Raw genomic sequence first — 10,800 nt, forward strand, 5'->3', positions numbered from 1 at the left:
GTGTTCTCCTCGGTGTTCAGTGTGATCGGGACGGTGCGGGTTTCCTCGGAATGGTCGGGAACGGGAGCGACCCTCAGGTCAGGGCGCGGGAATGGTGGGGATCTCCGCCGGCGTGCCGTGGAAGGCGGCGTTGACGGCGTCGGACACGAAGGACGGCAGCCACAGGGTCAGCTCCGGCCACAGGTACAGGATCACCAGGACGACCAGGTCGACCACGATGAACGGCAGGATGCCGACGAAGACGGTGCCGCTGCGAACCTTCGCCACGCCGGCGGCCACGAAGGAGTTGATGCCCACGGGTGGCATCACCATCCCGATCTCCATCAGTTTGATGATGAGGATCCCGAGCCAGATGCTCATGAGGAGCTCGGCGGCGGCCTGCGTCGGGGCGTTGGGGAAGAAGTCGGTGGCCAGCGCCATCCCGATGGGGTGGATGATCGGCACGCTCAGCAGCAGCAACGACATCTCCTCGAGGAACATCCCCAGCGGGATGAGGCAGATCAGCAGGATCGCCATCAGGATCTTCGGGTCCAGCTCCCATTCGCCGACGGCATCCTTGATCCCCTGCGTGACACCGGCGTGCACGAAGAACCTCGAGAAGATCACCGAGCCGAAGATGATGAAGAACACCATCGACGTCGTCGCTGCGGTGTCCAGCAGCGAGTCGCGGATCTGGAGCCCCAGGCCCTTCGCCCCCAGCTTGCGCCGCTCGATGATGAGGATGATGACCGAGATCACCGCTCCGAACGCCGCCGACTCGGTGGGGGTGAACAGGCCGGAGAAGATGCCGCCGATGATGACCGTGGCCAGCACCACGACGTACACGACCCCGCGCCAGGGGAGGTTCCGCCAGTCCTTCGTCTTCGCGCTGAGCCCGATGCTCATCGTCAGCGTGCCGGTGTCGGTGCGCCGCGTGTTGCCCTCGGCCTGCGCGCGGGCCCGAGTCTCCCGCTGCAGCGACTCGTAGGAGGCGATGAAGTTGAGGTCCTCCGGCTTGCGCAGCTTGTCCACGCCCACCCGGCGCGCCCCGATGGCCATGATGTACACGACGTAGCCGAGGAAGGAGATGGCCACGGGGATGAGGCCGGCCACGAGCATGGGCGCCACCGACGTGTTCGTGATGACGGCGTAGATGACGATGAACGTGCTCGGCGGGATCAGGATGCCCACGGTGCCGGCGACGGCGACCATGCCGGTGGCCAGGCCCGCGGGGTACCCGTGGCGTCGCATCTCGGGCACGGCCAGCTTGGACATCGTCGCGACCTTCGCGATCGACGAGCCCGACACCGCGGAGAACCCCGCCGCCGCGATCACGGTGGCCACGCCGAGGCCTCCGGGCAGGCGCCGCGTGAAGTAGGCGGCGATCTCCAGGGCGTACTCGGCGATGCGCGCCCGCACGGCGAAGAGGCCGACGAGCATGAACATCGGGATGATCGTGAGGGTGAAGCTGTAGGAGTTCTGGAAGGTCTCGTTGACCATCACGGAGACCGCGACGGTGGGCGATTTGACCATCATCAGCCCGAGGGCGCCGGAGATGCCGAGCGCGAAGCCGATCGGCACGCGGATGGCCAGGAGGAGGAACATCAGCGCGAGCGTGAGCCAGATGGCGACGGTGGAATCGATCATCGTGCGCCTCCCTCCGAGCCGCGTGCCGGGGTCTGGTCGATCTGCTGTTCGTGCTCGGCCAGGCTCGCCGCGCGCAGCGCGTCGCGGTCGCTGAGGGCGGTGGGGTCGCTCGGCGGGGCGTCGTCGAACTGCATGACGTCGTCGTAGGGTCGCCGGCCGAGAACCGACCGCACCAGGTTGAGGATCACGACCAGGAAGAAGGGGATCAGTGCGGCGGCGAAGACCCAGCGCCACGGCCACAGCGGGGCGAGGCCGACGCCGTCGACGACGGTCTCGGGAACCGGCCACGTGCGGGTGATCGCGCGGTCCACCGACGCCCAGAGCAGCCACAGGAGGTAGCCGCTGGCGAGGGACCAGATGACGATGTCCAGCACGCGGTTCGCCTTCGGCCCGAGCCGTTCGGTGACGACCTGCACGGACACCTGCTCGCCGCGCACGGTGGTCCACGCCATACCCGCGAACGTCGCGGTCACGAGCAGTCCGCTCACGAGGTTGGTCACATCGAACGGATCGCCCAGCCATCTGGCGACCACCGAGCCCACGAAGGCGGCGACGATGCCCAGTGTCGCCAGTGTCGCGATCATGGCCGAGACGGCAGCCACCCAGATCACGGCGTTCTCCACGACGCGGATCGGGTCGTCCTTCAAACCGGGTGCACTCACCTTCGAGCCCTCCTCGTCACCAGGAGAGGTCCCCTGGCGTCACGGAGGCTGACGGTACACGAACGGTGCACGCGTCGCGACGGTTCCCGGAAGGTCCGCATCAGCGCGTCAACCACGCCGTCGCCGCTTCCTTGAACGTGCGGGACGAGACCGCGCTCGTGTGCGAGCGCCCCGCCACCGGCACGAAGTCCGCGCCGACGGCGCGGGCGAGCGCCTCCCCGCCGGCGGCGACGATGTCACGGTCGCCGTTGACGATGCACATCGGCGCGGCGGGCGCGGGGTCCGCGGGGAGGATGGCGGCCGCGTCCCGGCCGACTCCTTCCACGACGTCCAGGAGCACCCCGACGTCATTGCCCGGCACGAGGGATACCTGCTGAACGAGAGCCGCGGTCGGGCCGTGGAGGATCGGGGTGCCGCGGAAAACAGCGGCGCGCGCGGCCTTCAGGTCGATGTCGGCGAGCGGGGACGTGGGTCCGAAGCCGCCGAGGACGAGCCGCCGGATCCGTCGCGGCTGCGCCATGGCGAGGGTCCATCCCAGGCGCGAACCGAGCGAATAGCCGAGATACCCGACCTCCTCGGCGCCGACGGCATCCAGCACGGCGACGAGGTCGGACACGAACAGGTCCAGGCGGTAGTTGCCGGGTCCGGCCGGCCGGGCACTGCTGCCGTGACCGCGCAGGTCGACGGCGATCCCCCGGAGGCCGGCGCCGGCGAGCGCGTTTTCCCACCCAGTTCGTCGCCAATTCTGTGCACCATTCGACGCGAATCCATGCACGACGAGAACAGGCCGGCCGTCCGCGGAGCCGATCTCCTCCCACGAGATGGCCGCGTCCCCCGTCAGAACCGTCGGCATCAGTCGTCCTCGGGCGGGCGCAGCTTGACGCGCTTGACCGGCACGTCAGCGTCGACGGCGGGGATCCTCCCCACGATCCCGGCGCTCTCCTCCGGCACCTCGAAGGTGATCAGCGCGTCGCCCACGCGCACCGTTTCGCCCTCCTCCGCGCCGAGGCGGGAGACGACGCCGGAGGTGGGCGAGGGGAGCTCCACGGCCGATTTCGTCGTCTCCACCTCGACCAGGACGTCGTTGCGCTCGACGAGATCGCCGATCCCGACGTGCCACTCCAGGATGACCGCATCCTCCAGACCCTCGCCGAGGTCGGGAAGCGGGAAGGACAGTTCAGCCACGTCGGTACTCCAGTACTCGCTGCATCCCCAGCAGGATGCGATGGACACTCGGGATCTGCTCGTCCTCGAGGGCGCCGGAGGGGGTCGGCACGTCGTAGCCGGTCACGCGCTGCACCGGCGCGCGCAGCGTGTCGAAGAGCCGCTCCGAGATGCGCGTGGCGACCTCGGCGCCGAGGCCCGCCGTGCGGGCCGCTTCATGCACCACCACCGCCCGGCGGGTGCGACCGACCGACTCCACGATGGTCGCGGTGTCGATGGGGGAGAGCCACCGAAGGTCGACGACCTCCGCCTCCACGCCGTCCTCCGCGGCGATCTCGGCCGCCTTCAGCGACCGATCGACCATCGCGCCCCAGCTGAGGATCGTCACGTGCCTGCCGGGACGGACGATCCTCGCTCCCTCAGCGCCGCCGGAGTTCCCGAAGTCGACCGGCCCCTTCTGCCAGTACCGCGATTTCGGTTCGAGGAAGATCACCGGGTCGGGACAGCGGATCGAGGCCCGAAGCAGGTGGTAGGCATCGTGCGCGCCTGCGGGACTGACCACTTTCAGGCCCGCGACGTGCGCCCAGAACGCCTCCGTGCTCTCGCCGTGCAGCTCGGGGGCCCTGATGCCGCCGTAGCTGGGGACGCGCAACGTGATCGGCATGGGCAGCCGTCCCCGGCTGCGGTAGCGGTAGCGGGCGACCTGGGAGACGATCTGGTCGAACGCCGGATAGGCGAAGCCGTCGAACTGCACCTCGGGGACCGGCCGGAACCCGGCGATCGCCAGGCCCACCGCGGTGCCCAGGATGGCCGATTCGGCCAGCGGAGTGTCGAAGACGCGGACCGACCCGAAGCGGGCCTGCAGGCCATCGGTGACGCGGAAGACGCCACCGAGCACGCCGACGTCCTCCCCGAAGACCAGGACGCGCGGATCGGCCTCCAGCTCGTCCGCGAGCGCGCGATTGAGGGCCTGCTGCACGGAGAGGGTCTGCACGGTGGAGGCTGCGCCGTCCGGATCGGGCCGCATCGTGGTGGTCATGCGCGAGTGCTCTCTTCCCACGCGGCGCGCTGCTCGAGGAGGTCGTCGGTGAGCTCCTCGTAGACGTCGGCGAAGAGCTCCTCGCCGCCGCGAGGCGGGAGCGTGGTCAGGTGGATGCGGATGCCTTCCAGCCACCGGGCGGCTTCGGCGTCCACCTCGGCGACATCGGACTCCTCGATCACCCCCCGCTCCAGGACGCTGCGGCGGTAGCGGATCACGGGGTCGTCCCCGGCGTCGCGGCGCTCGTCGTCCAGGGTGCGGTACCGGCCGGGGTCGTCGGAGGTCGCGTGCGGTCCGCGGCGGTAGATCTTCGACTCGATCAGCGTCGGCCCGCCGCCGTGCCGGGCACGCTCCACCGCGTCGGTCACCGCCGCGCGCACGGCGAGCACATCGTTTCCGTCGACGGCGACCCCGGGGAAGCCGTATCCGGCCGCTCGCGCGGCGATGGAGCCGCCGGCGACCTGCTGGGAGACGGGGACGGAGATCGCCCACTGGTTGTTGGTGACGAGGAAGACCACGGGGAGCTTCCACACGCCGGCGAAGTTCATCGCCTCGTGCGTGTCGCCCTGGCTGGTGCCGCCGTCGCCGATGCAGGCGAGGGCGACGCCGTCGCATCCGTCGATCCTCTGACCCAGCGCCCATCCGACCGCGTGCGGGCCGTTGGAGCCGACCACCGCCTGGATGGGGGTGACGTGGGCAGCGACCGGGTCGAACGATCCGCCGTTCCAGTCGCCGTTGTGGTTGGCGAGGTAGGCCGGCATGTCCACCCCCAGGGCGAGGGCGAGACCCAGTTCGCGGTACATCGGGAACACGAAGTCGCGGTCGGTGTCGATGGCCGCCGCCGCTCCCACCTGCGTGGCCTCGTGACCGATCGAGGGCGGGAAACCGGGGATGATCCCCTGGCGGTGCCAGCGGACGAGCTCGACGTCGAGCGCGCGCGCCCGCACGACGAAGCGGTACATCTCCCGCTCCTGCTCGCGGGTGGGTTCGGTCACGGCGGTTCCCTCACTGTTCGGACGACGATGGATCTGTGGGCGGAGCGCCGGGGAGCCAGCGCGTCAGCGCCGACGGATGGCGAGCGAACTCGCTCCGCGACGCGGCAGCGAACACCTCCTGCGCGTAGGGGAACAGGCCCGAGCGGAACTCCATGCCACCGAGGAGCTCGGCGATGTTGCGCTGCACCTCCACGAGCCCACCGAGGGGCATCCCGCCGGCGTCGTCGTCGTGGGCGAGCGCCTTGGTCAGTCCCTGCCGGAGCGTCGCGCCGTCGGCGAGGCCGCCGTAGAGGATCGCCTGGGCCGCGTCCGGATCGAGGTCGAGGCGTTCGATGAGCCAGGCCGTCTCGGCGGCGGCGACGAAGTTGATCGAGACCAGGAAGTTGTTGATGAGCTTCAGGGCCAGGCCGCGGCCGGGTCCGCCGAGGTGCGCGATCCGCGCGGTGTACGCCTGCGCGATGGGGCGCAGCTGCTCCACCCCGGCCGGATCTCCCCCCACCGCGCACACGAGGGTTCCCGCGGCAGCGCCCATCGGCCCGCCTGAGACGGGCGCATCGAGGTAGGACGCGCCCCGCTCGGCGAAGGCGGCGGCCACGCGCTCCGCCACGTGCGGGGCGTAGGTCCCGTGGTCGGCGAAGAGCTGACCGGCCCTGGCGTGGGGGAGCAGTCCGCCGAGGTACACCTCTTCGATCGCCGGGCCGTCCAGGAGGCAGCCGAGGACCACGTCCTGGGCGGCGACCTCCGCGAGATTCCGGGCGGGCACGGCGCCCGCCTCGAGCACGGGCGCCAGCTTCGCCGGAGACCGGGCCCACACCGTCACCTCGTGCCCGGCGGCGAGGAGGTTCCGGACCATCGGCGCGCCCATCGCGCCCACGCCGGTGAAGCCGATCCGCGTCATGACGGAACCTCCCGTCCGCGGAGGTCCTCGTCGACGAGGAAGTCGAAATCGCAGCCCTCGTCGGGCTGGAGCGCGTGCCGGGCGTACAGACTGCCCCAGCCCCGCCGCGGCGGCGCGACGCCTCCGGTCACCGGGGCGCGGGCGGCGAGCTCTTCGGCGGGCACGAGCAGGTCGAGCCGTCCCGCGTGCGTGTCCAGTTCGATCTCATCACCGTCCCGCACCAGCGCCAGGGGCCCGCCGACGGCGGCCTCCGGGGAGACGTGCAGGACGACGCTGCCGCTGGAGGTTCCGCTCATGCGCGCATCCGTCACCCGGAGCATGTCGGTGACCCCCGCGCGCACGAGCTTGGCGGGGATCGGCACGTGTCCCACCTCCGGGATGCCCGGCCCGCCCTTCACCCCGACCCCGCGCAGGACCAGAACCGAGTCGGCGTCGACGTCGAGGTCATCGCGGTCGATCCTGGACCACATGTCGGCGACACCGTCGAAGACGACCGCCCTGCCGCGATGCCGGCGCGCGCTCGCCGCGGCGCCGGCGAGCTTCATCACGGCGCCGCCGGGCGCGAGCGACCCCCGCAGCACGCTGATCCCGCCGTCGGGCGTGAGCGGCTCGGCGGCATCGGCGATCGGTCCGTCGACGGACGCGGGTGCCAGGCCGTCGAACACCTCGCCCCACGTGCGGCCCTCCGCGGTGGCCACGTGCTCGTGCAGCAGATGGCGGATCCGCGCCGCGACCGCCGGGATGCCACCGGCGGCGTCGAGGTCGCTGAGCAGCGCCTTGCCGTTCGGTTTGACGTCGGTGATGAACGGCGTCGACCTCGACCACTCACGAAGCCGCTCGTGTCCGATGCGCAGTCCGGCCCTGCCCGCGAGAGCCTCCAGATGGATGAGCGCGTTCGTCGAGCCGCCGAGCGCGCACGTGACGCGCACCGCGTTCTCCAGCGATTCCATCGTGATCCGTGATCGCGGACGGACGCCGCGTGAGACGACGTCGACGATGAGCCGGCCGCTCTCCTCGGCGATGGCGTCGCGCTCGGGCGCGGCCGCGGGTGCCAGCGCCGAGCCGGGCAGGGCGAAGCCGAGCAGCTCGCCGATCGCCGCCATGGTCGTCGCGGTGCCCATCACGTTGCACGTGCCGGGGCCGGAGTGGATGACGCCCTCGAACGCGGCCCAGTCCTCGTCGCTGAGGGCGCCCACGCGGCGCTGATCGATGACGTCCCACTGGGCGTCGACGGTCGTCGGCTCGCCCTGCCAGCACGCGACCGGCCGCGGGCCGGCGGTGACCAGCACCGCAGGCGTGCCGGCGCTGATGGCGCCCATGAGCACGCCGGGGACGGTCTTGTCGCATCCGCCCAGCAGCACGACGCCGTCGATCGGCGACGCGAGGATCGTCTCCTCGACGTCCATCGCGAGCAGGTTGCGCAGGTACATCGAGGAGGGGCGGCTGAACGGCTCGCTGATCGAGATGGTGGGGAATTCCAGCGCGAGCCCGCCCGCGGCTTCCACGCCCCGCTTGACGGCCGCGGCGAGGTCGCGGAAGCCCGAGTTGCACGGGTTCAGCTCGCTCCAGCTCGTGCAGATGCCGATGACCGGATGGCGCCGGACCTCCTCGGCCGTGTAACCCTCCGCGCGGAGGAACGCGCGGTGCACCATGCCGTCGGCGCCCGGGTCGCCGAAGATCCGCCCGTCCAGCCGGTGTATGTGCTCCTGCGACATCCTCGTCCTCTCCCCGTTCACCCGCCGGCGGGATCACGCACCCTTGGAATCGCCGTCGATGGGGAACGCCTGGCCGCTGATCGAGCGCGCCGCATCCGAGGTGAGGAACGCGATCAGTTCGGCCACCTCCTCCGCGGTGACGAAGCGCTTGAGGGACTGATTGGCCAGCGCCGCCTCCCGCTCCTGCGCGAGCGTCCGCCCACTCGTGCGCACCCGCCCGGCGAGGACCTCTTCCATGCGGCCGCCGGCGACAGCGCCGGGGAGCACGGCGTTGACGGTGACATCGGCGGAGCCGAGCTCGAGGGCCAGGGTCTTGGCGAATCCGACCAGGCCCCACTTGCTGGTGGCGTAGGCGAGCCGCTGCGGGTATCCGACGCGGCCGGCCAGGGAGGACATCACGACGATGGCGCCGCGTCCGGACTCGGTGATCGCGGGGACGGCGGCCTGGGTGATCCAGAACGTGCCGTCGAGATTGACCGCCAGAACGTGCCGCCAGTCGGCTGCGGAGATGTCCTCGATCGGCGCGGTGGGCCCGCCGATGCCGACGTTGTCGACGAGGACGTCGAGGCCGCCCATGGCCGAGACGGCTTCGGCGACGAACGCGCGCGCGGCGGAGCGGTCGGAGATGTCGCACTCGCGCATCGTGACACCGGGATCGTGGTTCGCCGCCGCGTCGCCGAGGTCGCACCCCCACACGGTGTCGCCGCGGCGGACGAAGGCCTCCACGACGCGAGCACCGATACCGCCGGCGGCACCGGTGACGATCACGCGGCGCGGGAGGTGCTGCATCCCGTCGCCTCCGACCGGGCCCGCGGTGCTGCCTGCGCTCATTCCGGCGGCGTCTCGGTCTCGTAGTCGAGGACGAGCGTGCCCTCGGGAGCGTAGTTCGGCACGTCGGCCGCGACCGCCCGGCCCTCCGGTGACGACAGCGCGGCGGCCATGGTCGCGCGGTCGGGGAAGTCGGCCTCGTACACCGCGAAGTAGGGGCTGGCTTCGCCCTGGGCGCTGATGGCGGTGGAGAAGCGGTGGTCGAGCATGCCGGGCATCCGCGAGGCCAACGGCAGGTGCGTGCTCCGGTAGTAGCTCTCGAAGCCGGCGGGGTCGGGCGGCTGCGGATACAGCACGACGAGCTTGTGCATGTCGGACCTTTCGACGGGAACCCCTCCATCGTGGCCCGGGCAGCGCCGACCGACACCCGGACTGCACGGAGGAGGCACAGATGTGCGCCGGTGGACCAGTCCGCCTGCGCGCGCCGCCCCAGACTTGTGCGAAAGCGAACGAAGTGGATCGGAGCACGCGGCGATGGTGGAGAACAGGACGCTCGTGGTGGGCTTCGTCGGACTGGGGATGATGGGCACGCCCATGTCGCGCAACCTCGCCGGTGCCGGTTTCGACCTGCGGGTCCATGACGCCGACCCCGAGCGCACGCGCACGGTGGCCGCGGAACTGGGTGTCGCCGCCGTCCTGGACCCCGCCGACCTGGCCGCCTGCGACGTTCTCGTCACGATGCTGCCCACCAGTGCGATCGTCCGCTCGGTCTTCCTCGACGACGACGGGGCGCTGGCGATCCCCCTGCGCGAGGGCACGGTGATCGTCGACATGAGCTCATCCGATCCCGCCGAGACCGTCGAGACCGGTCGCGCGCTCGCCGCCTTCGGCGTGCGCCTCGTCGACGCCCCCGTCTCCGGAGGCGTCCCGCGCGCGGCCAAGGGGACGCTGGCGATCATGATGGGCGCCGACGACGAGGAGGCGGCGGCCCTCGCCGAACGCGTCGTGGAGCCGATGAGCAGATCGGTGTACCGGACCGGCGCCCTGGGGACCGGCGATGCGATGAAGGCGCTGAACAACTTCGTCGCCGGCGCCGCGTTCGCCGCCACATCGGAGGCGCTGATCGCCGGACGGCAGTTCGGCCTGGATCCGCAGCTCATGGTCGACATCCTCAACGACTCGACGGGGCAGAGCTTCTCCTCCACGCACGTCTTCGGTCCGCACGTCGTGGAAGAGCGGTACGCCAGCGGTTTCGCGCTGCCCCTGATCACCAAGGACATCCGCATCGCGCGCGAACTCCAGCGCGGCCTCGGTCGCGACGCGCCCGTGTGCGAAGCTGTCACGGCGGCCTTCGGGGAAGCCCTGGATGCGCTCGGCGGTGTGGACCACACCGAGGCCTACCGGCACTGGAGCGGCGAGAGCCGCTGACCCCGCGCCCTCACCGATCGCGAAACGGAGCAGTCAATGGAGCCTTCGGTGCCCGGCCTGGAGCCGGCCTTCGACGTCGACGCCGCACTGGGCCCCCTGCAGGATCACGGCATGACCCGCGCCGGGCATCGCCGCATCATCCCGGTGGCCGGCGGCACGATCCGCGGGCTCTTCGACGCCGAGATCCTCCCCGGCGGCGCCGACTGGCAGATCCTCCGCGAGGACGGATCGGTCGACATCGACACGCGCTACACGGCGCGGACGGCCGACGGGGAGTACGTGCACCTGCGCACCGCCGGCGTGCGCAGCGGCGACCCCGCCACGCTGGAAGCTCTCCTGCGGGGCGAAGCGGTGGATCCCAGTCGCTACTACTTCCGCGTGGCCGTGTACGTCGAGACAGAGGCACCGCGGCTGCAGCACCTCCAGCAGTCCGTCTTCGTCGCCTCCGCCATCCGCGAGGCGGACGCCGTCCGCTACCGCGCGTACCGCGTGACCTGAGTCCGCG

The 10,800-nt window shown here is 71.2% G+C and carries 12 protein-coding genes; 2 read left to right on the forward strand and 10 right to left on the reverse strand.

Going from position 1 to position 10,800, the window contains the following annotated elements:
* Positions 1-78 precede the first annotated feature (78 nt).
* The 10 genes from E4K62_RS04395 to E4K62_RS04440 form a co-directional block, all read right to left on the reverse strand.
* Positions 79-1,626: a TRAP transporter large permease gene (locus E4K62_RS04395; RefSeq protein ID WP_135064031.1), complete on the reverse strand. Its 1,548-nt coding sequence runs from the start codon at positions 1,624-1,626 to the stop codon at positions 79-81.
* Positions 1,623-2,288 carry a TRAP transporter small permease gene (locus E4K62_RS04400; RefSeq protein ID WP_135064033.1) on the reverse strand — a complete coding sequence of 222 codons (666 nt, stop codon included), beginning with the start codon at positions 2,286-2,288 and terminating at the stop codon, positions 1,623-1,625. The genes E4K62_RS04395 and E4K62_RS04400 overlap by 4 nt, the downstream gene beginning before the upstream one ends.
* A 100-nt stretch (positions 2,289-2,388) precedes the next feature.
* A complete protein-coding gene (locus E4K62_RS04405; RefSeq protein WP_135064036.1) occupies positions 2,389-3,141 on the reverse strand; it encodes an alpha/beta fold hydrolase in 753 nt (250 codons plus the stop codon).
* Positions 3,141-3,473, reverse strand: coding sequence for a biotin/lipoyl-containing protein (locus E4K62_RS04410; protein ID WP_135064039.1), 333 nt, complete (start codon positions 3,471-3,473; stop codon positions 3,141-3,143). Before E4K62_RS04410 ends, E4K62_RS04405 begins: the two co-directional genes overlap by 1 nt.
* A complete protein-coding gene (locus tag E4K62_RS04415; protein ID WP_135064042.1) occupies positions 3,466-4,491 on the reverse strand; it encodes an alpha-ketoacid dehydrogenase subunit beta in 1,026 nt (341 codons plus the stop codon). The genes E4K62_RS04410 and E4K62_RS04415 overlap by 8 nt, the downstream gene beginning before the upstream one ends.
* Complete coding sequence (locus E4K62_RS04420) at positions 4,488-5,486, reverse strand: thiamine pyrophosphate-dependent enzyme (RefSeq protein WP_240742816.1); 999 nt, start codon at positions 5,484-5,486, stop codon at positions 4,488-4,490. Before E4K62_RS04420 ends, E4K62_RS04415 begins: the two co-directional genes overlap by 4 nt.
* 10 nt (positions 5,487-5,496) lie before the next feature.
* Positions 5,497-6,384 carry an NAD(P)-dependent oxidoreductase gene (locus E4K62_RS04425; protein WP_135064045.1) on the reverse strand — a complete coding sequence of 296 codons (888 nt, stop codon included), beginning with the start codon at positions 6,382-6,384 and terminating at the stop codon, positions 5,497-5,499.
* Positions 6,381-8,099, reverse strand: coding sequence for a dihydroxy-acid dehydratase (locus E4K62_RS04430; protein ID WP_135064048.1), 1,719 nt, complete (start codon positions 8,097-8,099; stop codon positions 6,381-6,383). The genes E4K62_RS04425 and E4K62_RS04430 overlap by 4 nt, the downstream gene beginning before the upstream one ends.
* 33 nt (positions 8,100-8,132) lie before the next feature.
* Positions 8,133-8,930, reverse strand: a complete 798-nt coding sequence (locus E4K62_RS04435) for an SDR family oxidoreductase (RefSeq protein WP_240742817.1) — start codon at positions 8,928-8,930, stop codon at positions 8,133-8,135.
* Complete coding sequence (locus E4K62_RS04440) at positions 8,927-9,238, reverse strand: EthD family reductase (protein ID WP_135064051.1); 312 nt, start codon at positions 9,236-9,238, stop codon at positions 8,927-8,929. Before E4K62_RS04440 ends, E4K62_RS04435 begins: the two co-directional genes overlap by 4 nt.
* A 163-nt stretch (positions 9,239-9,401) precedes the next feature.
* On the opposite strand from E4K62_RS04440, the gene E4K62_RS04445 reads away from it, so the two are divergent.
* Positions 9,402-10,295 (forward strand): NAD(P)-dependent oxidoreductase, encoded by an 894-nt coding sequence (locus tag E4K62_RS04445; protein WP_135064054.1) that lies wholly within the window; start codon positions 9,402-9,404, stop codon positions 10,293-10,295.
* 36 nt (positions 10,296-10,331) lie between these two features.
* The gene (locus E4K62_RS04450; RefSeq protein ID WP_135064057.1) at positions 10,332-10,793 is read left to right on the forward strand and encodes a DUF3237 domain-containing protein; all 462 of its coding nucleotides are present in this window, start codon (positions 10,332-10,334) and stop codon (positions 10,791-10,793) included.
* Positions 10,794-10,800 lie beyond the last annotated feature (7 nt).

Source organism: Microbacterium wangchenii (assembly GCF_004564355.1).
In the GTDB taxonomy this organism is placed as follows: domain Bacteria; phylum Actinomycetota; class Actinomycetes; order Actinomycetales; family Microbacteriaceae; genus Microbacterium; species Microbacterium wangchenii.